Raw genomic sequence first — 22,426 nt, forward strand, 5'->3', positions numbered from 1 at the left:
TCAGCCTCCCCACACGGCGAGCCGCTTGATCGCCGCCATCGGTACCGGCAGCCAGTCCGGCCGGTGTCTCGCCTCGTACAGCACCTCGTACACCGCCCTGTCCGTCTCGTGCGCGCGCAGCAGCGCGTGCTTCTTGCGTGGATCCCAGCCCGCGCGGGCCGCGTAGCCCGCGCAGAACGCCTCCCGGCAGCGGCGCGCCCACTCGGGCCGCCAGGGGCGGCGCTGCCGGGCCGCGTAGTCGAAGGAGCGCAGCATCCCGGCGACGTCCCGCACCGGGGACTGCGGGGTGCGCCGCTCGGCGAGCGGACGGGACGGCTCGCCCTCGAAGTCGATGACGAACCAGTCGCGGCCGGCCCGCAGCACCTGCCCCAGGTGCAGGTCGCCGTGGACCCGCTGGGCGGGCGGCCCGGTGTCGCAGGTGGCCAGCGCCGCGAACGCGGCCCGCAGACCGGGCACGAAGGGCAGCAGCCCGGGCACGGCGTGCGCGGCGGCGTCCAGCCGCGCGCGCATCGCCTCGGCCGTACGGCCGTTCTCGCCCGGCCCGGCCGGCGGGAAGGCCTCGGCCAGCGCCAGGTGCACCTCGGCCATGGCCCGGCCCAGCGCGCGGGCCTCGGCGGTGAAGTCGTCACCCGCCGCGAGCGCGGCCAGCGCCAGCGACCAGCCGTCGGTGGCGTCCGGCAGGAACGGCTGGAGCACCCCGAGGGTGGCCGGGCGGGGGTCGGCCGTGGTGAACCAGGCCACCGGCGCCGGCACCCGGGAGCAGCCGAGGGCGGCCAGCGCCGCCGGCACCTCCAGGTCCGGGTTGACGCCCGGCTGGATCCGGCGGAACAGCTTCAGGATGTACGCGTCGCCGTACACGATCGAGGAGTTGGACTGCTCGGCGTCCAGCAGCCGCGGCGGCAGCCCGCCGGGCACCCGGGCGGCCGGGTCCGCCTCGAACCGCAGCGGGCCCGCCGTGCCGGGGTGCCGCAGCCGCTCCAGCAGCAGATGGGCCGAGCGCGGGTCGTGCAGCGCGTCGTACACCGCGAGTCCGGCCAGCGGTCCGTCCACGGCCCGCCCGATGAACGCCCGCTCCAGCCGCGGCACGAGGTGCGGGCGCACCCCCAGCAGCAGCTGGTAGCAGTCGCCGGGCGGGGGCGTGCCGCCGGGGGTGGGCACCGGCACGTGGGAGGCGTGCACCAACAGGTGCAGACAGCCCGGGAACAGCTCGGTCACGGACAGCACCGACAGTTCGGTGACGGGCCGGTCCTTGCCCGCGAACCAGCGTTGCCTCGGCAGCCAGTCGCGCAGCAGCCCGCCGAGCGAGTCCAGGGGCCCGTTGAGCCCGGTCGCGGTGCGCGGTCGGAGGGTGATGGTCTTCGGCATGGTGACGCGTCCTTTCCTCGGCGCCGGACGGGTCAGCGGCGGCGGCCGATGCGGGATGCGACTCGGGTGAGCCGGAACCAGTAGAAACCGTGGCCCTGCAGGGTGAGCAGGTAGGGCAGTTCGCCGATGGCGGGGAAGCGCACCCCGCCGATCAGCTCGACGGGGTGCCGTCCGTCGTAGGCCCGCAGGTCGAGTTCGGTGGGCTGGGCGAAGCGGGAGAAGTTGTGCACGCACAGCACCAGGTCGTCGCCGTGTTCGCGCAGGAACGCCAGCACCGCCGGGTTGGACGACGGCAGTTCCGTGAACGACCCCAGCCCGAAGGCGGGGTTCTGTTTGCGGATCTCGATCATCCGGCGGGTCCAGTGCAGCAGTGACGAGGGGGAGGACATGGACGCCTCGACGTTGGTGACCTGGTAGCCGTGGACGGGGTCCATGATCGTGGGCAGGAAGAGGCGTCCGGGGTCGCAGGAGGAGAAGCCGGCGTTGCGGTCGGGGGTCCACTGCATGGGGGTGCGGACGGCGTCGCGGTCGCCGAGCCAGATGTTGTCGCCCATGCCGATCTCGTCGCCGTAGTAGAGGATCGGTGAGCCGGGCAGGGACAGCAGCAGGGCGGTGAACAGCTCGATCTGGTTGCGGTCGTTGTCGAGGAGGGGGGCGAGGCGGCGGCGGATGCCGATGTTGGCGCGCATGCGGGGGTCCTTGGCGTACTCGGCCCACATGTAGTCGCGTTCCTCGTCGGTGACCATTTCGAGGGTGAGCTCGTCGTGGTTGCGCAGGAAGATGCCCCACTGGCAGTTCGAGGGGATGGCGGGAGTCTTGGCGAGGATCTCGGAGACCGGGTAGCGGGACTCGCGCCGGACGGCCATGAAGATGCGGGGCATGACGGGGAAGTGGAAGGCCATGTGGCACTCGTCGCCGCCGACGGAGTAGTCGCCGAAGTAGTCGACCACGTCCTCCGGCCACTGGTTGGCCTCCGCCAGCAGCACGGTGTCCGGGTAGAGCGCGTCGATCTCGCGGCGCACCCGCTTCAGGAACTGGTGCGTGGCGGGCAGATTCTCACAGTTGGTGCCCTCTTCCGCGTACAGGTAGGGCACCGCGTCCAGGCGGTAGCCGTCGATGCCGAGGTCCAGCCAGAACCTGAGGGCGGCCAGGATCTCCTCCTGGACGGCCGGGTTCTCGTAGTTGAGGTCCGGCTGGTGCGAGAAGAAGCGGTGGAAGTAGTACTGGCCGCGCACCGGGTCGAAGGTCCAGTTGGAGACCTCGGTGTCGACGAAGATGATCCGCGCGTCCTCGTACCGCTTGTCGTCGTCGGCCCACATGTAGTAGTCGCCGTAGGGGCCGTCGGGGTTCTTGCGGGACTCCTGGAACCACGGGTGCTGGTCGCTGGTGTGGTTCATGACGAAGTCGATGATCACCCGCATGCCGCGTTGGTGGGCGGCGTCCACGAACTCCACGAAGTCGGCGAGGTCACCGAACTCCGGGAGGACGGCGGTGTAGTCGGAGACGTCGTAACCGCCGTCCCGCAGCGGTGACTTGAAGAACGGCGGCAGCCACAGGCAGTCCACGCCGAGCCACTGGAGGTAGTCCAGCTTGGCGGTCAGACCCTTCAGGTCGCCGATGCCGTCGCCGTTGCTGTCCTGGAAGGAGCGGACCAGGACCTCGTAGAAGACGGCGCGTTTGAACCACTCGGGGTCCCGGTCCTTGGCCGGAGTGTCCTCGAAGGTGTCCGGTACGGGGTCGTTGACGGTCATGACGCTGCGGGCCCTCCGATCCGGGGCGTCGAGCGCCCGACGTGGAGCACGTGCGCGGGCGCCCGGCCGGGCGTGAGCCGCACGTAGTTGGTGCCGCCCCAGTGGTAGGTCTCGCCCGTCAGTTCGTCGTGCACCGGCACGGACGCGTGCCGGTCCAGCCCGAGTCGAGGCATGTCCAACGAGACCGTGGCCTCCTGGGTGTGGTGCGGGTCGAGGTTGACGACCACGACGACCGTGTCCGTCCCCGTGCGTTTGCTGTAGGCGAGGACGGCGTCGTTGTCGGTGTGGTGGAAGTGGAGGTTGCGCAGCCGCTGGAGTGCGGGGTGGTGGCGGCGGATGGTGTTCAGGCGGGTGATGAGCGGGGCGATGCTGCGGCCCGCGCGCTCGGCGGCTTCCCAGTCGCGGGGCCTGAGCTGGTACTTCTCCGAGTCCAGGTACTCCTCCCCGCCCTCTCGCAGCGGGGTGTTCTCGCACAGTTCGTAGCCGGAGTAGATGCCCCAGGCGGGGGAGAGGGTGGCGGCCAGCACGGCACGGACCTCGAACGCCGGGCGCCCGCCGTGCTGGAGGTAGGCGTGCAGGATGTCGGGGGTGTTGGCGAAGAGGTTCGGCCGCATGTAGGCCGCCGCCTCACCCGTCAGCTCCGTCAGGTACTCCGTCAGCTCCTGCTTGGTGGTGCGCCAGGTGAAGTAGGTGTAGGACTGCTGGAAGCCGATCTGGGCCAGGGTGTGCATCATCGCGGGGCGGGTGAACGCCTCCGCCAGGAAGATCACGTCCGGGTCGCTCCGGTTGATTCCGTCGATGACCCGTTCCCAGAAGACGACGGGTTTGGTGTGGGGGTTGTCCACCCGGAAGACGCGCACGCCGTGGGCCATCCAGTGCCGCAGGATCCGCAGGGTCTCGGCGACCAGGCCGTCCATGTCGGCGTCGAAGGCGATGGGGTAGATGTCCTGGTACTTCTTCGGCGGGTTCTCCGCGTAGGCGATCGAGCCGTCCGGGCGGTGGTGGAACCACTCGGGGTGCTTCTCCACCCAGGGATGGTCGGGGGAGCACTGGAGGGCGAAGTCGAGCGCGATCTCCAGGCCGAGCCGGCGGGCCTCGGCGACGAAGAAGTCGAAGTCCTCCAGGGTGCCCAGGCCGGGGTGGACGGCGTCGTGGCCGCCCTCGGGGGAACCGATCGCCCAGGGCACCCCGACGTCGTCGGGACCGGCGCTCAGGGAGTTGTTGGGGCCCTTGCGGTGGGTGGTGCCGATGGGGTGGATCGGGGGCAGGTAGACGACGTCGAAGCCCATGTCCGCGATCGCCCTCAGCCGGCGCGCGGCGGTACGGAACGTGCCGTGGGGGCGTTCGGCGGTCCCCTCGGAACGGGGGAAGAACTCGTACCACGACCCGTACAGCGCGCGCTCCCGCTCCACCAGCAACGGCATCGCATCCGAGGCGGTGACCAGCTCCCGCAGCGGATACCGGGCCAGCACCTCCGCCACCTCCGGGGACAGCGCCGCCTTCAGCCGGTGGTGGACCGACAGGGTGTCGTCGCCGAGGGCCCGCGCCGCGGCCAGCACCAGGTCCCGCCCGGGGCCCCTGGGCACCCCGGCGGCGGCCCGCTCGTACAGCTCCGCGCCCTCCTCCAGCACCAGGCCGGTGTCGATCCCGGCCGGCACCTTCACCGACGCGGTGTGCCGCCAGGTCGCCAGCGGATGGCTCCACGCCTCCACGCGGAAGGTCCAGCGCCCCGTCACGTCCGGGGTGATCTCCGCCCCCCAGCGGTCGCTGCCCGGCGACAGCTCCCGCATCGGGGTCCAGGGGCCGCGCCGGCCCGCCGGATCGCGCAGGACCACGTTCGCGCCCACGGCGTCATGCCCTTCGCGGAACACGGTGGCCGTGACCTCGAACGTCTCCCCGGCCACCGCTTTCGCCGGGCGCCTGCCGCACTCCACGGCCGGACGGACGTCACGTACCGGTACACGGCCGATGGCCGGGGTCCTGCGCATGTATCTCACCTCCGCCGTGCGCGGAGCCGGGCGCCCGGCCCGGCTCCGCGATCCGATCAGCCGGGTCCGGCGTCTCGCCGGACCCGCAGGGAACGCCTCGTACGGTGCCAGGTCAGGGGCTTGGCGCCGTGGAACGCCGCTCCGACGGCGGCCCTCTTCTCGCCGTCCGGCGCGGCTGCGGCCGCCCGTCCTGCTCCCGCAGATAGGTGACCAGGTTCGTGCGGAGATAGCGCTCGGCGGCGTCCACGGCCTCGCGGGCGCAGCGCTTGCCCATCAGCACGCACAGGGTGTACCCGGAGTCCTCGAAGGTGGCGCGGACCGTGCGGTCGTGCGGTGCGGCGAGCATCACGCGCTCCCACGCCCGGTAACGCCGCAACTGCCGGGCCACTTCGGCCTTGGCGGGTAGCAGCATGGCCCTCTTCACCTTCCACGCTCTCGACTGGGCGCGTTCCCGACGGTCGGGTGGCGTCCGCGCAGGGGAGGGCGCGGCACCGTTACGGCGATCGAGGCTTTCACTCATGGTGCACGCGCGACGACGCAGCGTCTTGTTGGATCTTCAACGGGTGGGGCCGTCGGTGGCTCGTGTTGCACGAATGGCGTAGTGCCCGCACCGTGGAAGTGACTCTGAAGCGATCAACGCTCACGCTGGGTGTCCGGAAATCCCTCCGGGCGGGCGAGGGGAGCGAGAGCTTCGCCGGTGAGGAGCAAGCGACGATGAAGACCGCAGTGCCCTGCTACTACCACCTCGACGTGGAGGTCGGCCCGGAACGGGTGGGACAGGTCGGCCGCATCCTGGCCGCCCATCTGCGCCACTGGGATCTCGACAACCTCGTGGAGCCCGTCCGCCACGGCGCCGAACTGCTGCTGCGGGCGATCGACGCGCACGCGAGGAACAAGCACACGTCCATCGAGATGTGGTGGAACGGCCAGCACCTCATCACCGCCCTCGGCGGCGACGACCCCGATCTGCGCCCGGAGGCGGACCTGCGGTCCTGCCTGGCCGACATCGCCGCCATGAGCGACGGCTGGGGCTGCTGCGCCACCGGCGCCGGCGGCACGATCATCTGGTTCTCGCAGCGCGCCCGGGCCGGCCAGCGCGTCCCGCTGGTCCCCCTCGCCCCCGACTCCACGCTGCGCACCGGCCTGAAGGTGCCCCGCGACGAGCCGGTGACCGCGCTGGCCGGTTCCGGGCCCGTCCACGGCGCCACCCTGGAGGGCAGCCGGTGACCGCCCGTACGTCACGCACAGGGGTGCCCGTCTGGAGCGGGCACCCCTACCCGTTGGGCGCCTCCTTCGACGGGCAGGGCACCAACTTCGCCCTGTTCAGCGAGGTCGCAGAACGCGTGGACCTGATCCTCGTCGACGACGCCGGCGCCGAGACCCCCGTCCGGCTGCACGAGGTCGACGGTTTCGTCTGGCACGCCCGGCTGCCCGGCGTCGGCCCCGGACAGCGCTACGGCTACCGGGTGCACGGCCCGTGGCAGCCCGCGCTCGGCCACCGCTGCAACCCGGCGAAGCTGCTGCTCGACCCGTACGCCCAGGCCGTGGACGGCCAGATCGACAACCACCCCTCGCTCTACGAGCGCGCCCCGGACGGACCGGCCCCGGCCGACAGTGCCGGCCACTCCATGCTGGGCGTGGTCACCGACCCCTTCTTCGACTGGGGCGACGACCGCCCGCCCCGGACGCCGTACGCGGAGACCGTCATCTACGAGGCCCACGTCCGCGGGCTGACCCGCACCCACCCGGACATCCCCGAGCGGCTGCGCGGCACCTACGCCGGGCTCGCGCACCCGGCCGTGACCGAACACCTCACCTCGCTCGGGGTGACGGCGGTGGAGCTGATGCCGGTGCACCAGTTCGTCCAGGACGGCATCCTCCAGGACCGCGGCCTGTCCAACTACTGGGGCTACAACACCATCGGCTTCTTCGCCCCGCACAACGCCTACGCCGCCTTCGGCACCCGCGGCCAGCAGGTCAACGAGTTCAAGGCGATGGTGAAGGCGCTGCACGCGGCCGGCCTCGAAGTCATCCTCGACGTGGTCTACAACCACACCGCCGAGGGCAACGAACTGGGCCCCACGCTGTCCTTCCGGGGCATCGACAACGCCTCCTACTACCGGCTGGTCGACGGCGACTGGGCGCACTACTACGACACCACCGGCACCGGCAACAGCCTGCTGATGCGGCACCCCTACGTGCTCCAGCTGATCATGGACTCGCTGCGGTACTGGGTCACCGAGATGCACGTCGACGGCTTCCGCTTCGACCTCGCGGCCACCCTCGCCCGGCAGTTCCACGAGGTGGACCGGCTCTCGGCGTTCTTCGACCTGATCCAGCAGGACCCGGTGATCAGCCGGGTCAAGCTGATCGCCGAGCCGTGGGACGTGGGCGAGGGCGGCTACCAGGTGGGCAACTTCCCGCCGCTGTGGTCGGAGTGGAACGGCAAGTACCGGGACGCCGTACGGGACTTCTGGCGGGCCGAGCCCGGCTCGCTCGGCGAGTTCGCCTCCCGGCTGACCGGCTCCTCCGACATCTACCAGCACAGCCGGCGCCGGCCGCGCGCGAGCGTCAACTTCGTCACCGCGCACGACGGTTTCACACTGCGCGACCTGGTGTCGTACAACCACAAGCGCAACGAGGCCAACGGCGAGGACAACCGGGACGGCGAGAGCCACAACCGGTCCTGGAACTGCGGCGCGGAGGGCGACACCGACGACCCGGGCGTCCTCGAACTGCGGGCCCGCCAGCAGCGCAACCTGCTGGCCACGCTGCTGCTGTCCCAGGGCATCCCGATGCTCTGCCACGGCGACGAGCTCGGCCGCACCCAGCGCGGCAACAACAACGCCTACTGCCAGGACAACGAGATCTCCTGGGTGGACTGGGAGCCGACGGAGGAACAGCGCGCCCTGACCGCGTTCACCCGGCGCCTGATCGCCCTGCGCGCCGCGCACCCCGTGCTGCGCCGGCGCCGCTTCTTCCGCGGCGAGACCGCGACCAACGCCCGGCAGCCGCTGCCCGACCTGGTGTGGCTGCGGCCCGACGCCCGCGAGATGACCGACCGGGACTGGCAGCGCGCGGACGCGCACTCCGTCGGCGCGTTCCTCAACGGCGACGCCATCGCCGAACGCGACCCCCACGGCCGCCGCATGGTCGACGACTCCTTCCTGCTGCTGGTCAACGGCTACTGGGAGCCGGTCGTCTTCCGGCTGCCCGACGACTCCTTCGGCGAGCGCTGGACCACCCTGATCGACACCGCCGACCCCGAGGGCATGCCCGACGAACGCGAACGCAAGGCGGGCACCCGCCTCCGCCTGGAGTCCCGCAGCCTGATCCTGCTGTCCCGCCCGTCCCGCGCCACGGGCTGAACCGGGCGGACCTCAGCAGCAGACGCCGCGGGCCGTCACCGTGAACTGGGCGCCGTCGGCGTCCCGGAGGATCGCCTCCCGCTCGCCGTCCTCGCGCAGCACGCTGCCGCCGTGCTTCTCCGCCGCGCGGGCGCAGGCCGGCACGTCGGTCACCGCGAAGTGGATCTGCCAGTGCGGGCGCACCGAGGGGTCCGGGGCGGCCTCCACCGCGCCCGAGTCGATGCGCGCCACCACGTCTCCCTCGCTGCGCAGCAGGACCTCGCCGCCGTCGTACTCCACCTCGCAGCAGCCCGGCTCGCCGGTCGCCCAGTCCAGGATCTCGCCGTAGAACATCGCGGCGTCGAAGGCGTCCCGGGTGTGCAGCCGCGCGAAGGTGGGGGCCGCCTGCCGCCACGCCTCCCAGTTGGTGACCAGGTCGCCCTGCCAGATCCCGAACGTGGCGCCGTCCCGGTCGGCGAGCAGCGCCGCCCGGCCGGGCGGGAAGGACAGCGGCCCGACCGCCGCCGTACCGCCGCGCTCCCGGACCCGGGCCACGGCCACGTCCGCGTCCCGCACCGCGAAGTACGGAGTCCACGCCACCGCCATCTGCCACATGGAGGCCACGGCGGCGATCCCGGCCACCGGGACCCCGCCCGCGAGGGCGATCCGGAAGTGCTCGCCGAGCTTGCCGGTGCGCCAGCGCCAGCCCAGCACGGCCGTGTAGAAATCCTGGGTGGCCTGGAGATCACGGCTGGTCAGGCTCACCCAGCAGGGCGCGCCGAAGACGGAGTGGGTGGAGACGACGTCCTCGCCGCGCGGTGCGCCGCCGGTGGTGCTGTCGTGGTTCATGGCAGTCGCGTCCTGCTCTCGGGGCCCGGGCGGCCACCGGTGACACCAGTGTCCGTCCGGAGGGGGTCGACGTGCCTGCCGGGTACCCCGGGTGGCAGGGGTGCAGGCCGCTGCGCACGATGGAGGGATGGCAGAGAGCGAGCCGGACCGGATCGCCGCGTTGCAGGCGGAGGTCGACCAGATGAAAGAGGCCATGGCCTCGCACGCGGTCGTGGACCAGGCGATCGGGATGGTGGTGGCCCTCGCCCGGGTCACCCCGGACCAGGGCTGGCAGATCCTCAAGGAGGTCTCCCAGCACACCAACATCAAGCTGCGCCACATCGCCGAGCTGATCCTGATCTGGGGCCGGCGCGGCGACCTCCCGGACCACATCCGGGCCGAGCTGGAGGACGCCCTGGACCGGTACGGGCCCGCGCAGGTGCCGGGGACCGAAGGGCGGTAGGACCGAGGGGCAGTGGGGGAGCGGGACCACGGCCGTGCGGGAGCGGGGGTCAGCGGATCTCCGCGAGCAGTTCCTCGCGCAGCCGGTCGAAGCAGCCGCTCAGCAGCCGGGAGACGTGCATCTGCGAGATGCCGAGCTCCGAGGCGATGCAGCTCTGCGTCATGCCCTGGAAGAACCGCAGGTAGAGAATGGTGCGCTCGCGTTCGGGCAGCGCCTCCAGGCACGGTCTGACCGCGGCCCGGTCCACGACGAGGTCGAACCCGGGGTCCGGCCCGCCCAGGGAGTCCCCGAGCGCGTAGCCGTCCGTGCCGGAGACCTCGGCGTCCAGGGACAGCGCGGAGAAGCACTCCAGCGCCTCCATGCCGGTGCGCACCTCGTCCTCGCTGAGCCGGGCGTACGCGGCGATCTCCGCGACGGTGGGCGCCCGGCCCGTGCCGGTCTGCGCCAGGTCCTTCACGGCGGCGCGGACCCGGTTGCGCAGGTCCTGCACCCGGCGGGGCACGTGCAGGGTCCACATGTGGTCCCGGAAGTGCCGCTTGATCTCCCCGGTGATGGTGGGCACCGCGTACGCCTCGAAGGCGCGGCCACGGGCCGGATCGTAGTGGTCGACGGCCTTGACCAGGCCCAGCGCGGCCACCTGGTACAGATCCTCCAGTGCCTCGCCGCGGCCGCGGAACCGCACCGCGATCCGCTCGGCCATGGGCAGCCACAACCGGACCAGGTCGTCCCGGAGCGCCCGGCGCTCGGGGCCGTCGGCCAGCAGGGCGAGCCGCTCGAAAGCGGCGCCCGTGTCCGGGGCGTCGTCGTGGGGATGGGATTTCGTGCTGCCAGTGACACGCATCGCGCGCACCTCTCTCGGCAGGTGCTGATGGGACAGACACCGTGGGAGGTGCGCTCGGACCATGGAGTGGGACACCGGGGGCGGGCCATGCCGTCTCCCACGGACGTGCCTCCTGTCCGAAGCACTTCTGTGCCCTTTCCCGCCGAGGGACACCTCCAAACAAATTATAGTAAACGTGGCGAAAGGGACTAAGGGGTGCCGGAGATCGCCGATCTCGTCGTGGACGTGATGTGCGGCACGCCCCGCCCGGCGGCCCGGACCCGCCGCGGACGTGTTCTTCCTGGGCAGCGCTTGATCACCGGCCGACGGGGCCAATTCCCCTGACCACGCTGCGTTCCCGTCATTTGACAGTGCGCTCGGCGCACAGATAGACAGCAGCTCTGGAGGGTCGAGAGGGGCACTGTGTACGAGCCGAACGTGGTCGGTGACTGGCAGGAGTACGACGAGCATGCCGGTCTGCGGGTCCGCGTCCACCGCCTGGAGGCGGCCGAGCCGCCGCGCGGACGGGACGACGCCGCCGCCGGGCTGACGTATTTCAGTGTCCGGGTGACCGTGGAGAACCGCGGCACGCGGCCCTACGGCATCCACCTGGAGGACGGCCAGATCGACGTGCGCGTGGGCCCGGACGGCGAGGGCGCCTTCATCGACTGGCGCAACTCCCAGTTCGTCGAGGGCTTCGACGTCTACCCGCTGCGCCGGGCCACCGCCGTGATCTACGCCGCCGCGCCCGAGGCCGCCCTCAGCCACGTGGACGTGCAGGTGCAGCTGCGAGTGGACGACGACTGGGCCGGCCGCCGGCTGTGGGCGGGCGGCATCGGCGTCCTGGAGCCCGCCCCGACGGCCACGTCCGCGGCCACCGGACAGGGCGGCCTGGCCCACCAGGTCTCCGCCTTCCTGCGGGACCAGGCGGAGCCGGGCTCAGCCTGACGCCTACCCGCGCCGCACTGGTGGCCGGTTGTGGCGCGGGGACGTCATACGCGGCCCCGCGAGTACGTCCTACGGGCCCCGCGCATCACTTCGTACGTGGCCCCGCGCGGGTGTTCTCCACGTGGCCCCGCGCGGGCCCCTCGGGTCAGTGCGGGATGCCGTCGATGATCTCCCGCGCGCCCTGCCGCAGCAGCGCGACCGCGACCGAGGTGCCGAGGGTGGCCGGATCGAGCCGCCCCGCCCACTCGTGGGCGTTCAGCCGCGTCTTGCCGTCGGCGGTGAACACGCAGGCGCGCAGCGAGAGTTCGCCGCCGCGGTCCACGCGCGCGTACCCGGCGATCGGGCTGTTGCAGTGCCCTTGCAGCACATGCAGGAACATCCGCTCGGCCGTCGCCTCCCGGTGGGTGTCCGGGTCGCCGAGCCCGCTGACCGCGTCGATCAGCCCGGTGTCGTCCTCCCGGCACTGCAGGGCCAGGATGCCCGCGCCGATAGGCGGCATCATCGCCTCCGTCGACAGCACCTCGCTGATCACGTCGGTCCGGCCGATCCGCTCCAGACCGGACACCGCGAGCAGCAGCGCGTCCGCCTCGCCCGCCGCCAGCTTCTCCAGCCGGCGGTTGGCGTTGCCGCGAAACGGCACGCACTCCAGATGCGGGTGGCTGGCGGCCAGTTGGGCGATCCGGCGGACCGAGGAGGTGCCGATCCGGGTGCCGGCCGGCAGCTCGTCCAGGGTCAGCCCGCCCGGGTGCACCAGCGCGTCCCGGATGTCGTCCCGCTTCAGGAACGCGGCGAACACCGTGCCCGCGGGCAGCGGCCGGTCGGCGGGCACGTCCTTCACGCAGTGCACCGCGAGATCCGCCTCCCCGGCGAGGAGGGCCGCGTCCACCTCCTTGGTGAACGCCCCCTTGCCCTCGACCTTGGAGAGATCGCCCAGCCACTTGTCGCCGGTCGTCTTCACCGGGACGACCTCCGTCCGCACCCCCGGGTGCAGCACGGCCAGCTCGGCACGGACCCGCTCCACCTGGGCCAGGGCCATGGGGGAGTCGCGGGAGACGATACGGATCAATTCCGGTGCAGACATGAGGACACGATAGACCCTGGGCCGGTGCGGCACCGCTCGCGGACGGCCGTAGGAGCCGTCGTGCCACGGGGTTGGGCCCGCCGGCCGCGCGTCCCGCGGCCCCTACCCCGGCTCCTCGGGCAGGTCCGCCGCCGACTCCTCCGGCGTGAGGTCCGGGCGCGAGCGCAGCCAGGACGGCTGGCGCAGCATGCCGTGCCGGGTACGGGTGCTGTAGCTGACCTCGCCGACCAGCCGGGGCACCACCCAGCGTGCCCGGGGGATCCGCGGCACCGGGTCGAAGGGGCACCGGTCGCTCGCCGCCTCCCGCAGCAGCTCCGCCAGCCGGACGCGTTCCGCCTCGCTCCAGCCGGTGCCCACCCCGCCGACGTAGCGCAGCCGGCCCTCCGCGTCGCGCTGCCCGGCCAGCACCGCCCCGGGCAGTCCGGTCAGCCGGCCCTTCCCGGGCAGCCAGCCGCCGATGATCACGTCCTCGGCGCGCATGTTCCGGATCTTGATCCAGGCGCGGGAGCGGACCCCCGGCTCGTACACCGAGTCCAGCCGCTTGCACACCAGGCCCTCCAGCCCGTGCTCCCGGGTGGCGCGCAGCGCCTCGGCGCCGTGCCCCGTCACCGCGCGCGGGGTCGACCAGTACGGCCCGGCCAGGTCCAGCTCCTCCAGCCGGGCCCGGCGCCGCGCGTACGGCAGCCGGAGCAGCGGCCCGGTCAGATACGGCACGTCGAACAGCACCAGGTGCACCGGCACCTGAGCGGCCCGGCGCGCCGCCCGCGCCGGGGCGTGCGCGAGGCCCATCCGGCTCTGCAACAGCTGGAAGTCGGCCCGTCCCCGCTCGTCCAGGGCCAGCACCTCGCCGTCCAGCACGGCGGGCGTGGGGCCGAGCGCGGCGCCCAGCGGCCGGAGTTCGGGGTAGGCCGCGGTGATGTCCTCGCCGGAGCGGGCGCGCAGCAGCACGCTGCCGTCGCCGGGCAGGTAGACCATCACCCGCTGGCCGTCCTGCTTCGTCTCGTACGACCACCGCCGGTCCTGGGCGGCGGGCGGCAGGCTGCCGGGGGTGGCGAGCATCGGCGCGATGAGCGGCAGGGGCACGGCGGTCACGGCAGAACATCTCGACCGCCCCCGGCCCGCTCACGCGCCTTCCCCCCGCGGTTCCCCTGAACGGTCCCGCACGGTGGCTCCCGGACGCCGACGGATCGGCTGACGCGGAGGCGTCCGGGTGACCTCGGCCGGCCGGCGACGTGGCGCCGGGGTGCCGGCGGAGCCGCTCGCGCCGAGGCGTCTCGGGCGCAAGCGGACCGGCGTGCGTCGCGGCTCCCGGGTGCCGGTCGACCGGCCAGGGACGAGGCGTCCCGGGCGTCGCGGGCCGGGCAGCGCATGACACCGGGTGCGGCCGACCGGGTCGCGCCATGGCCCCCGGGCGTCGCCGACCGGCACGCGCCATGACCCCCGGACATCGCCGACCGGCTCGCGCCATGCTCCCCCGGCGTCGCCGACCGGATCGGGCCACAGCTTCCGGCGTGCGCCCACCACCCGCGCCGACGCGCCTCCGTGTCAGCCCACCGGCTCGGCCGACGCCTCGGTGCGCGTCGTGGCCGGGGTGCCGGCCGGGCGGTGCCGGGGGAGGAACCCGGCGAGCAGGAAGGCGAGGGCCGCCGCGCCCGCGCCGAGCGCCATGACGGCCTTGAAGCCGTTCTCGGAGGGCAGCGCGTGGCCGCCCAGGCTGGTCGTCATCTGGGCCAGGATCACGCCCGCCACGGCACTGGCCACGGAGGTGCCGATCGACCGCATCAGCGTGTTGAGGCTGTTCGCGGCGGCCGTCTCCGAGGGCGGGACCGCGCCCATGATCAGCGCGGGCATGGCGCCGTAGGCGAAGCCGACGCCCGCGCCGATCACGCAGGAGACCAGCACCAGATGCCAGATCTCGCTCATCAGCACGATGTTCAGCCCGTACCCGGCGGCGACGATCAGCGCGCCCGTCATCAGCGTGGTCTTCGGGCCACGCGACTTGGTGACCAGGGCGGACAGCGGGGCCGTGGCCATCATCACCAGGCCCTGCGGGGCCATGACCAGACCGGCGGCGAGCATGGACCTGCCCAGGCCGTACCCCGTCCGCGTGGGCAGCTGGAGCAGTTGCGGCAGCACGAGGGCCATCGCGAACATGGAGAAGCCGAACGCGATCGAGGCGAGGTTGGTGAACAGCACCTGGCGGCGGGCGGTGGTGCGCAGGTCGACCAGTGGCTCGGCCGTGCGCAGCTCGAAGAAGCCCCAGGCCACCAGGACCACGACGGCGAGCGCGAACAGGCCCAGGGTGGTGCCGCTGCCCCAGCCCCAGTCGGCACCCTTGGAGACGGCGAGCAGCAGCGCGACCAGCCCGACGGCCATGCCGGCCGCGCCGGCCAGGTCGAACCGGCCGCCGGTGCGCACGCCGGACTCCGGCACCAGGCCCAGTACCAGCACGGCGGCGCCGACGCCGAGGACCGCGGAGGTCCAGAACAGCACGTGCCAGTCGTAGTGGTCGGCGATGAACGCCGCCGCGGGCAGCCCCAGGGCACCGCCGACCCCGAGCGAGGCGCTCATCAGCGCGGTGGAGCCGGCCAGCTTCTCCGGCGGCAGCTCGTCCCGCATGATGCTGATGCCGAGCGGGACCACGGCGGCGGCCAGCCCTTGCAGCGCCCGGCCGGTGATCATCGGCACCAGCCGGTCGCTGAGCGCGCACACCGTCGAGCCGGCCACCAGCAGCACCAGGCTGGCCAGCAGCAGGCGCCGCTTGCCGAACATGTCGCCGAGCCGGCCGGCCACCGGGGTGGCGACGGCGGCGGCCAGCAGGGTGGCGGTCACCGCCCAGGCGGCGTCGGACGGCGAGGCGTGCAGATAGCCGGGCAGCGCGGGCACGATCGGGATCACCAGCGTCTGCATCAGCGACACGGTGATGCCGGCCAGGGCCAGCACCGCGACCACGGCACCCGGCCGGGACGGGGCGGAACGGCCGGCCTCGGCGGGCCGGGCGGGGGCGTCGGGCATGAAGGAACCTTCCGGAGGACGGAGATGGAGAACGGAGAGAACAGGGAGCGGTGAGGCCACCTTTTAAGTCAACTGCTTGACTTACTCTAGCGAGCCCGAACGCGGGCCCGGTCCGGGGTGGCGGTCCGGGCGCCGTAGGCTGTGAAGCGGCTGGACCTCGCCCGCCCCGGCCGAGGACCCGTGGGGCGGAGCGCGGGACGGACCGCCCCCGGGGTGGCGCACGTCCCGGAGCGGTGGTGAGCATGGCGCGCAGGACGGCGCGGACCGAGCAGGTGCACGCGACGCGGGAGGCGATCCTGACCGCGGCGGAACGGCTGTTCGCCGAGCACGGCGTGTACGCCGTCTCCAACCGCCAGGTCAGCGAGGCCGCCGGCCAGGGCAACAACGCCGCGGTCGGCTACCACTTCGGCACCAAGGCCGACCTGGTCCGCGCGGTCGCCCGGCGGCACACCCGGCACATCGAGACACTGCGGGAGCGGGCCCTGAAGGAGACCACGGGCTCCGCGGACGTGCGCGACTGGGTCGACTGCCTGGTCCGCCCGGTCACCGAGCACCTGGCCGGACTCGGCAGCCCCACCTGGTACGCCCGGTTCTGCGCGCAGGTCATGACCGACCCGGCGCTGCACGAGATCATGGTCGAGGAGTCCCTGGCCTCGCCGGCGCTGCGCGAGGCGGTCGAGGGCCTGAACCGCACCCTGCCGAACCTGCCGCCCGAGGTCCGCGCCGAACGCGGTCAGATGGTCCGGCTGCTGATTTTGCACACCTGCGCCGAGCGCGAGCGGGCCCTGGCCGAGTCCGCCCCCACCCCGCACGCCTCCTGGGGCGCGGCCGCGACCGGGCTCGCCGACGCGATCGTGGGACTGTGGCTGGCACCGGTCAGCGCGCGGACGGCCGCACCGGGGCGTCCCCGGGAGTGACGGAGCCGCGAGGGCGTCGAGGTCAGCGGGCGCGCGGTGGTCCGGCCCAGCCCAGCGACCGTTCGACGGCCCGCTTCCAGTTGCCGTACTCCGTCTCCCGCCGCTCGGCGTCCATGCCGGGCAGCCACTGCGCGGCCCGGTGCCAGTTGCGGCGCAGCACCTCCAGGCCGGGCCAGTAGCCGGCGGCGAGGCCGGCCGCGTAGGCGGCGCCGAGGGAGACCGTCTCGGCGACCATGGGCCGTACCACGGGCACGTCGAGCACATCGGCCACGAACTGCATGAGCAGGTTGTCCGAGGTCATGCCGCCGTCCACCTTGAGCTGCGGCAGGGGGACCGGGAAGTCGGCGTTCATCGCGTCCACGACCTCCCGGGTCTGCCACCCCGTGGCCTCCAGCACCGCCCGCGCCAGATGCCCCTTGGTGATGTACGAGGTGAGGCCGACGATGACCCCGCGCGCGTCGCTGCGCCAGTGCGGCGCGAACAGCCCCGAGAAGGCGGGGACGATGTAGCAGCCGCCGTTGTCCTCGACCGTGCGCGCGAGGGTCTCTATCTCCGGGGCGCTGCCGATCAGGCCCAGGCGGTCGCGGAACCACTGGACGAGCGCGCCGGTGACCGCGATCGACCCCTCCAGGGCGTAGGCCGGGGGCTGGTCCCCGATCTTGTAGGCGACGGTCGTGAGCAGCCCGTGCCGGGAGCGTACGACCTCGTCGCCGGTGTTGAGCAGCAGGAAGCCCCCGGTGCCGTAGGTGCACTTGGCCTCGCCGGGGGAGAAGCAGGTCTGGCCGAAGAGCGCGGCCTGCTGGTCGCCGAGGGCGGCGGTGAGGGGGATGCCGGGCAGCGGCGCACGCGTCTCGCCGTACCGCTCGGCGGAGGGGCGGATCCCGGGCAGCATCGGGCGGGGCACACCGAAGAAGTCCAGCAGTTCGTCGTCCCAGTCGAGCGTGCGGATGTTCATCAGCATGGTGCGGCCGGCGTTGGTGGCGTCGGTGAGGTGCAGGCCGCCGTCGGCGCCGCCGGTGAGGTTCCACAGCAGCCAGCTCTCCATCGTCCCGAACAGCACCTCGCCGTCCCGGGCGCGCTGCTCGACACCCTTGACGTGGTCGAACAGCCAGCGGATCCGCAGCGCCGAGAAATAGGTGGAGGGCGGCAGGGCGCACCGGTCGAGGAAGAACGCCTCGCCGGGATCGCGCAGGAGGCCGTCGACCAGTGGCGCGGTACGGGTGTCCTGCCAGACGATCGCCCGGCCCAGCGGGGCGCCCGTCCGCCGGTCCCAGAGCACCGTCGTCTCCCGCTGGTTGGCCACCCCGATCGCGGCGACCTGAGCCTTGTCGACGCCGGCGGTGGCCAGGGCCTCGGGCATCACCCGGCGCAGGTTCTGCCAGATCTCGACGGCGTCGTGTTCCACCCAGCCGGGCCGCGGGAAGTGCTGCCGGTGCTCCCGCTGCGCGACCGAGACCAGCCGCCCCCGGTGGTCGAAGAGGATGCAGCGGGTCGAGTTGGTGCCCTGGTCGACCGACATCACATACCGTTCAGCCATGATCGGGTCTGCCTTCCGACGGATCTGGGGGCGGCCGTCCCGGCTACCAGCGGGCGGCTCCCAGGTCTCTGGAGATCGCCCGGGCGGCCTCGCGGACCAGGCCGATCAGCGCGGGCCGGGGCCGGCCCCGGCCGTCGCAGATCCGTTCCACCGGCCCGGACAGCCCGATGGCGCCCACGACGAGCCCGCCGTGCCCCCGGATCGGCGCGGCGATCCCGGCCTCGCCCATGCTCATCTCCTGGAGCTCGGCCGCCCATCCGGCCTCCCGGACCGCGGCGAGCGCCCGGGTGAGCCGCTCCGGATCGACCAGCGTGTGCCGGGTGTACGCCTCCAGCCCCGGCCCCCGGTCCGGCTCGGCCGTCGCCGTGCCGAAGGCCAGCAGCACCTTGCCGAGCGAGGAGGCGTGCAGCGGCAGCAGCGCGCCCACGTCCAGGGTCTGGAAGCTGTCGTCCGGCCGGAACACATGGTGGACGACGAGGACCCTGCCCTCCAGCGGGGTGCCCAGGCGCACCGCCTCCCCGCTGCGGGCGGCCAGGGCGTCGGCCCAGTTCAGGGAGCGTGAGCGCAGTTCGTTGACGTCCAGGTAGCTGGTGCCCAGGTGCAGCAGGGCGGCCCCCAGCTGGTATTTCCCGGTCGCCGTGTCCTGCTCCACGAAGTCCACGTGCTGGAGCGTGCGCAGAATGCCGTGGGCGGTGCCCTTCGCCAGCCCGAGCGAGGACGCCACCTCGCCGAGCCCGAGTCGGCGGGGCCCGCCGGCGAGCAGCCGCAGAATCGCCGCCGCCCGCTCGATCGACTGGACCGGTCCGGCCATGAGCCGAGCCTATTACCGCCCGGGAGGCTTCGCGCGGGACGACCGCCCGACTGCGTGCCGAGGCGCGTTCGGTAATGCCGACCCCGGTTCATTGACCCGCCCGTTTTGTCTCCCTAGCGTGCTTTGAGGCCCGGAAGACGCCGAGACGAGCGCGCGAGACCGGCAGCACATCGGGAGAGAACATGGTGGCCCAGCTCAATGCCCTGCTTCGGGCGGCACATGAACACGTGTGTCCGGTGCCCCCCGTCGCCGGTGCCGTCTCCGCCGTACGCCGGCGGGCGGCGGCGCTCCTCGCCGAGTGGAGGGTGTGCCCGGAGCTCGTCGAGGACGCGCTGCTGGTGGTGTCGGAGCTGGTCACCAACGCCGTCGTGCACGCCCGGCCGCCGGCCGAACTCCGGCTGTCCTGGCTGCGCGGCGATCACCCCGCCATCCTGCGCGTCGAGGTCACCGACGCCGGGCCCGACCCCGCCGTGGGCGCGACCCGCGCCGGGATCGACCCGGACGAGCACGGCCGGGGCGAGGCGATCGTCCACGCCCTGGCGACCCGCCACGGCATACGGGTCCACCCCGGGCGGGTCACCCGCTGGGCCGAACTCGTCGCGGCCTGAGGCGGCTCCGCCTCGGGCCCCGGTCCCGGCCGCCACGGCGGCCGGACGGCCCCCGGCGGAAAGCGGCGGAAGGGCGGATCACCGAGCGGCCGGCCGCCCACCTGACCCGGCAGTTCCCCCCTACCGGGCCGATGCCGCCGGTACCGGCGCCCCGAGCCCGCCTACGCTCCAGTAATATCCGGCGGCAGGCCACCACAGGAGGAACCGTGCCCCGGTCCGAACGCTCACCCCTGCTGCTCGCCGGCCTGCTGGCCGCCGCGGGGGCCGCCCACTTCGCCGTACCCCGGCAGTTCGACGCGATCATCCCGCACTCGCTGCCCGGTCCGCCCCGGGCCTGGACCTACGGCAGCGGGGCCGTCGAACTGGCGCTGGCGGCCGGGATCGCCGCGCCCCGCACCCGCGCGACGGCCGCGAAGGCGGCGGCCGCCTTCTTCGTCGGTGTCTTCCCGGCCAACGTCCGGATGGCCGTGGACTGGCGCCACCGGCCGGCCCCGCTGCGGGCGGCGGCCCTGGCCCGGCTGCCCCTCCAGGTGCCCCTGGTGCTGTGGGCGCGCGGCGTGGCCCGCGGCGGAAAGGGGCGGTCGTGACCAGGCCCCTCACGGTCGGGGACACGGCGGAGGACTTCGCCCTGCCCGACGAGACCGGGACCACCCGCAGCCTCACCGGACTGCTGGCCGACGGGCCCGTCGTGCTCTTCTTCTACCCGGCCGCCCTCACCCCCGGCTGCACCGCCGAGGCATGCCACTTCCGGGACCTGACGGCCGAGTTCGCGGCCCTCGGCGCCCGGCCCGTCGGCATCAGCGGGGACACCGTCGGCAAGCAGCGGGAGTTCACCGACCGGCACCGGCTCGGCATGCCGCTGCTCTCCGACGCCGACGGCGCGGTCCGCGAGCGGTTCGGCGTCCGGCGGGGCTTCACGCTGGCCCCGACCAAGCGCGTCACCTTCGTGATCGCCGAGGACCGTACCGTCCTGGAGGTGGTCCGCAGCGAGCTGCGCATGAACACCCACGCCGACCGGGCCCTCGCCGCCCTCCGCGCCCGGCGGGGCTGAGCGGGGGTCACTGGAACGGGCAGCCCGGGTTCGGGGCGTCCTCGGAGAACGGCGAGCCGTGCGGCAGCACGTACAGCACGTCCAGGACCAGCGGGGTGTCGCCCAGGTTGCGGCCGATGTGGACGTAGCCGGGGCCGGCCGGTTCCTCGATGGTCTCGCCGGTGCCGTACACGCCGTCCGTGCGGCACGTGGAGTCGAAGTGGCTGAGGGTGCCCTGCCGCACCACGCCGTACAGCGGGCCGTCGTGGTAGTGCCAGCCGGTGGTCTGACCGGGCGGGAGCGTGACCTCCCGCAGGATGTAGTCGGTGCCGTCGACGGTGGCCCGGGCGAGGATCCGGGACGTGATGCCGGGCCCCGGCGGGGTGGCCCCGGCGGAGCCGCAGGTCACGAGGGCGGCGACGGTGACGACGCCGGTCACGGCGGTACGGAGTGCGGTGCGCATGCCGGCCTCCGGGGGTACGGGCGGATACCGCCGCGAACGTAGCAGCGCGGCCGGCCCGCCGGGGCCGGAACGCCCGCATCCGGAAACGGCCCCGGCGCCGGTACCGGGCTCAGCCCTCGCCGATGGCCGCCTGGGCCGGCGTGCGGCCGGTGCGCACCGAGCGGGCGCGCCGGGGATCGGGCGTGCCGCGCCCGGCCGGCCGGGCCCTTGCGCATCAGCAGCCATGCCTCCTCCCCGTCCGCGCCGTCCTCGCGGAACCGGGTGAGGGCGTACGCGCCGTGCGGCTCGGCGCCGTGGATACGTCCGCGGCCGCCTCCGTCCGCCGCCGTCGCCCGCCCCGGCGGCTCGCCGGTCCGCGATGCCCGGGTCACCCGGCGGGCCGCCACCCCAGGGCCGGGCCGAGCTTCGTCGCCATGTCCGTCAGGATCTGGACGTAGTCCTCGTACTCGAAGGTGAACGGCAGCGCGAACGCCACCTCGTCGATCTCGCGGAAGGCGGCGTGCGCGTGCAGCAGCTCGGCCAGCTCCGCCGAGGTGCCGACCAGGTCCGGTGCGAACAACTGCCGCGCCGGGCCCTGCGGGGAGGTGGTGCGGGGCAGCCGCCGGGCCGCGTACTCCGCGTACTTGGCGCGCTGCGCGGGGCTCGCGGAGTCGGTCGGGATCACCACCAGCCCGTGGGAGACCCGGGCCGCCTCCCCGTCGGGATGGTGGGCCCGGAACTCCCGGATGAGGGACGCCTGGATCGCGGCGAAGTCGGGCGGCCCGTCCGCGCCCCCGGCGTCCCCGGTGTCCTCCACCTTCACCACGCTGCTGGTCAGGAAGTTCATGCCGTGCTCGGCCGCCCGGCGCGCCGAGCGAAGGCTGCCGCCGCCGTACCACATCCGCCGCCCGAGCCCGGGGGAGTGCGGCTGGACGATGTCGGAGAAGACCTCGAACCCCTCCACCCCGCTGAAGCCGGTGACGGGCTTGCCCCGCACCAGGTCCAGCAGCCGCCGCACCCGCTCGAAACCGAAGTCCTCCGCGTCGGCGGTGTCCGGGTACAGAGCGCCCTTGACCTGGTCGTAGTGCGTCGGCGGGCCTATGCTGACGCCCGGGTTGAGCCGGCCGCCGGACAGCACGTCGACCGTCGCGAGGTCCTCGGCGAGCCGCAGCGGGTTCTCCCAGCCGAGCGGCGTCACCGCGGTGCCCAGCTGGATCCGCCGGGTGCGCTGCGAGGCGGCGGCCAGGACCGCGACCGGGGACGAGATGCCGTACTGCAGATGCCGGTGGCGGACCCAGGCGCTGTCGAAGCCGAGCCGCTCGCCCAGTTCGATGACGCGCAGCGTGGACTCGTGACCCCGGCCGGGATCCGCCGCGTCGAACAGGCCGATGGTCAGGAAGCCCAGCTTGCGCAGCGGGCGAGAGGTGGGCGGCACGGGTCCTCCAGCGGTCGTGTGTCGGCTCCGCCCCGATTCT

Annotated in this window: 21 protein-coding genes; 8 read left to right on the forward strand and 13 right to left on the reverse strand. The window is 73.4% G+C overall.

The genetic code is table 11. From position 1 onward, the window contains the following. The 4 genes from ACSURM_RS33600 to ACSURM_RS33615 form a co-directional block, all read right to left on the reverse strand. Positions 1–1,365, reverse strand: coding sequence for a maltokinase N-terminal cap-like domain-containing protein (locus tag ACSURM_RS33600; protein WP_436959676.1), 1,365 nt, complete (start codon positions 1,363–1,365; stop codon positions 1–3). Positions 1,366–1,397: 32 nt separating this feature from the next. Next, positions 1,398–3,116, reverse strand: coding sequence for a maltose alpha-D-glucosyltransferase (treS, locus tag ACSURM_RS33605; RefSeq protein ID WP_436959677.1), 1,719 nt, complete (start codon positions 3,114–3,116; stop codon positions 1,398–1,400). Then, complete coding sequence (locus ACSURM_RS33610; protein WP_436959678.1) at positions 3,113–5,104, reverse strand: alpha-1,4-glucan--maltose-1-phosphate maltosyltransferase; 1,992 nt, start codon at positions 5,102–5,104, stop codon at positions 3,113–3,115. The genes treS and ACSURM_RS33610 overlap by 4 nt, the downstream gene beginning before the upstream one ends. A 112-nt stretch (positions 5,105–5,216) precedes the next feature. Then, positions 5,217–5,516, reverse strand: coding sequence for a DUF5133 domain-containing protein (locus ACSURM_RS33615; protein WP_030784425.1), 300 nt, complete (start codon positions 5,514–5,516; stop codon positions 5,217–5,219). Positions 5,517–5,818: 302 nt separating this feature from the next. Here ACSURM_RS33615 and ACSURM_RS33620 point away from each other — a divergent pair, with 302 nt between their 5' ends. Beyond that, positions 5,819–6,331 carry a pep a2 gene (locus tag ACSURM_RS33620; RefSeq protein ID WP_436959680.1) on the forward strand — a complete coding sequence of 171 codons (513 nt, stop codon included), beginning with the start codon at positions 5,819–5,821 and terminating at the stop codon, positions 6,329–6,331. Continuing rightward, a complete protein-coding gene (glgX, locus tag ACSURM_RS33625; RefSeq protein ID WP_436959682.1) occupies positions 6,328–8,472 on the forward strand; it encodes a glycogen debranching protein GlgX in 2,145 nt (714 codons plus the stop codon). The genes ACSURM_RS33620 and glgX overlap by 4 nt, the downstream gene beginning before the upstream one ends. A 12-nt stretch (positions 8,473–8,484) precedes the next feature. Here glgX and ACSURM_RS33630 read toward each other — a convergent pair whose 3' ends face one another. Next, the gene (locus ACSURM_RS33630; RefSeq protein ID WP_436959684.1) at positions 8,485–9,300 is read right to left on the reverse strand and encodes a VOC family protein; all 816 of its coding nucleotides are present in this window, start codon (positions 9,298–9,300) and stop codon (positions 8,485–8,487) included. 127 nt (positions 9,301–9,427) lie between these two features. Between ACSURM_RS33630 and ACSURM_RS33635 the strand changes: the two genes are divergently transcribed. After that, complete coding sequence (locus ACSURM_RS33635; protein WP_436959686.1) at positions 9,428–9,742, forward strand: ANTAR domain-containing protein; 315 nt, start codon at positions 9,428–9,430, stop codon at positions 9,740–9,742. A 49-nt stretch (positions 9,743–9,791) separates the two neighbouring features. Here the strand turns inward: ACSURM_RS33635 and ACSURM_RS33640 are convergent, their stop codons facing one another. Then, a complete protein-coding gene (locus ACSURM_RS33640) occupies positions 9,792–10,583 on the reverse strand; it encodes an RNA polymerase sigma factor SigF (RefSeq protein ID WP_436959688.1) in 792 nt (263 codons plus the stop codon). Between the two features lie 402 nt (positions 10,584–10,985). Here ACSURM_RS33640 and ACSURM_RS33645 point away from each other — a divergent pair, with 402 nt between their 5' ends. Then, the gene (locus ACSURM_RS33645; RefSeq protein ID WP_436959689.1) at positions 10,986–11,510 is read left to right on the forward strand and encodes a hypothetical protein; all 525 of its coding nucleotides are present in this window, start codon (positions 10,986–10,988) and stop codon (positions 11,508–11,510) included. A 145-nt stretch (positions 11,511–11,655) separates the two neighbouring features. On the opposite strand, the gene hemC is transcribed toward ACSURM_RS33645, so the two are convergent. From hemC to ACSURM_RS33660, 3 genes are all read right to left on the reverse strand, one after another. Beyond that, the gene (hemC, locus tag ACSURM_RS33650; protein ID WP_359048278.1) at positions 11,656–12,591 is read right to left on the reverse strand and encodes a hydroxymethylbilane synthase; all 936 of its coding nucleotides are present in this window, start codon (positions 12,589–12,591) and stop codon (positions 11,656–11,658) included. A 102-nt stretch (positions 12,592–12,693) separates the two neighbouring features. Continuing rightward, on the reverse strand, positions 12,694–13,674 hold the full coding sequence (locus ACSURM_RS33655; RefSeq protein WP_436961237.1) for an ATP-dependent DNA ligase: 981 nt from the start codon (positions 13,672–13,674) through the stop codon (positions 12,694–12,696). Positions 13,675–14,136: 462 nt separating this feature from the next. Beyond that, entirely contained in the window at positions 14,137–15,606 is a 1,470-nt protein-coding gene (locus tag ACSURM_RS33660) for an MFS transporter (protein ID WP_436959691.1), read from the reverse strand. A 242-nt stretch (positions 15,607–15,848) separates the two neighbouring features. Here ACSURM_RS33660 and ACSURM_RS33665 point away from each other — a divergent pair, with 242 nt between their 5' ends. Further along, complete coding sequence (locus ACSURM_RS33665; RefSeq protein WP_436959693.1) at positions 15,849–16,523, forward strand: TetR/AcrR family transcriptional regulator; 675 nt, start codon at positions 15,849–15,851, stop codon at positions 16,521–16,523. Between the two features lie 22 nt (positions 16,524–16,545). Here ACSURM_RS33665 and glpK read toward each other — a convergent pair whose 3' ends face one another. Together glpK and ACSURM_RS33675 are read right to left on the reverse strand one after the other, a co-directional pair. Then, positions 16,546–18,060, reverse strand: coding sequence for a glycerol kinase GlpK (gene glpK, locus ACSURM_RS33670; protein ID WP_436959695.1), 1,515 nt, complete (start codon positions 18,058–18,060; stop codon positions 16,546–16,548). A gap of 43 nt (positions 18,061–18,103) precedes the next feature. Beyond that, positions 18,104–18,871 (reverse strand): IclR family transcriptional regulator, encoded by a 768-nt coding sequence (locus ACSURM_RS33675; protein ID WP_436959696.1) that lies wholly within the window; start codon positions 18,869–18,871, stop codon positions 18,104–18,106. A 236-nt stretch (positions 18,872–19,107) separates the two neighbouring features. Here ACSURM_RS33675 and ACSURM_RS33680 point away from each other — a divergent pair, with 236 nt between their 5' ends. The 3 genes from ACSURM_RS33680 to ACSURM_RS33690 all read left to right on the forward strand — a co-directional run bounded on the left by ACSURM_RS33680 (position 19,108) and on the right by ACSURM_RS33690 (position 20,530). Beyond that, complete coding sequence (locus ACSURM_RS33680; RefSeq protein WP_436959698.1) at positions 19,108–19,479, forward strand: ATP-binding protein; 372 nt, start codon at positions 19,108–19,110, stop codon at positions 19,477–19,479. Positions 19,480–19,685: 206 nt separating this feature from the next. Beyond that, complete coding sequence (locus ACSURM_RS33685; RefSeq protein ID WP_189991783.1) at positions 19,686–20,066, forward strand: DoxX family protein; 381 nt, start codon at positions 19,686–19,688, stop codon at positions 20,064–20,066. Next, positions 20,063–20,530, forward strand: coding sequence for a peroxiredoxin (locus ACSURM_RS33690; RefSeq protein WP_436959700.1), 468 nt, complete (start codon positions 20,063–20,065; stop codon positions 20,528–20,530). The genes ACSURM_RS33685 and ACSURM_RS33690 overlap by 4 nt, the downstream gene beginning before the upstream one ends. A 7-nt stretch (positions 20,531–20,537) precedes the next feature. Here ACSURM_RS33690 and ACSURM_RS33695 read toward each other — a convergent pair whose 3' ends face one another. Together ACSURM_RS33695 and ACSURM_RS33700 are read right to left on the reverse strand one after the other, a co-directional pair. Beyond that, positions 20,538–20,972 (reverse strand): cupin domain-containing protein, encoded by a 435-nt coding sequence (locus ACSURM_RS33695; RefSeq protein ID WP_436959701.1) that lies wholly within the window; start codon positions 20,970–20,972, stop codon positions 20,538–20,540. A 367-nt stretch (positions 20,973–21,339) separates the two neighbouring features. Further along, entirely contained in the window at positions 21,340–22,386 is a 1,047-nt protein-coding gene (locus ACSURM_RS33700) for an LLM class flavin-dependent oxidoreductase (RefSeq protein ID WP_436959702.1), read from the reverse strand. Between the last annotated feature and the right edge of the window lie 40 nt (positions 22,387–22,426).

It is taken from the genome of Streptomyces sp. SudanB182_2057, assembly GCF_964272715.1.
Lineage (GTDB): Bacteria > Actinomycetota > Actinomycetes > Streptomycetales > Streptomycetaceae > Streptomyces > Streptomyces rubradiris.

Bases quoted from the DNA above. Each gene is read 5' to 3' on its own strand.
- ACSURM_RS33660 (WP_436959691.1), bottom strand. From the start codon at position 15,606: ATGCCCGACGCCCCCGCCCGGCCCGCCGAGGCCGGCCGTTCCGCCCCG.
- ACSURM_RS33610 (WP_436959678.1), bottom strand. From the start codon at position 5,104: ATGCGCAGGACCCCGGCCATCGGCCGTGTACCGGTACGTGACGTCCGT.
- ACSURM_RS33635 (WP_436959686.1), top strand. From the start codon at position 9,428: ATGGCAGAGAGCGAGCCGGACCGGATCGCCGCGTTGCAGGCGGAGGTC.
- glpK (WP_436959695.1), bottom strand. From the start codon at position 18,060: ATGGCTGAACGGTATGTGATGTCGGTCGACCAGGGCACCAACTCGACC.
- ACSURM_RS33600 (WP_436959676.1), bottom strand. From the start codon at position 1,365: ATGCCGAAGACCATCACCCTCCGACCGCGCACCGCGACCGGGCTCAAC.
- ACSURM_RS33695 (WP_436959701.1), bottom strand. From the start codon at position 20,972: ATGCGCACCGCACTCCGTACCGCCGTGACCGGCGTCGTCACCGTCGCC.
- ACSURM_RS33665 (WP_436959693.1), top strand. From the start codon at position 15,849: ATGGCGCGCAGGACGGCGCGGACCGAGCAGGTGCACGCGACGCGGGAG.
- ACSURM_RS33675 (WP_436959696.1), bottom strand. From the start codon at position 18,871: ATGGCCGGACCGGTCCAGTCGATCGAGCGGGCGGCGGCGATTCTGCGG.
- treS (WP_436959677.1), bottom strand. From the start codon at position 3,116: ATGACCGTCAACGACCCCGTACCGGACACCTTCGAGGACACTCCGGCC.
- ACSURM_RS33640 (WP_436959688.1), bottom strand. From the start codon at position 10,583: ATGCGTGTCACTGGCAGCACGAAATCCCATCCCCACGACGACGCCCCG.
- ACSURM_RS33630 (WP_436959684.1), bottom strand. From the start codon at position 9,300: ATGAACCACGACAGCACCACCGGCGGCGCACCGCGCGGCGAGGACGTC.
- hemC (WP_359048278.1), bottom strand. From the start codon at position 12,591: ATGTCTGCACCGGAATTGATCCGTATCGTCTCCCGCGACTCCCCCATG.
- ACSURM_RS33620 (WP_436959680.1), top strand. From the start codon at position 5,819: ATGAAGACCGCAGTGCCCTGCTACTACCACCTCGACGTGGAGGTCGGC.
- ACSURM_RS33615 (WP_030784425.1), bottom strand. From the start codon at position 5,516: ATGCTGCTACCCGCCAAGGCCGAAGTGGCCCGGCAGTTGCGGCGTTAC.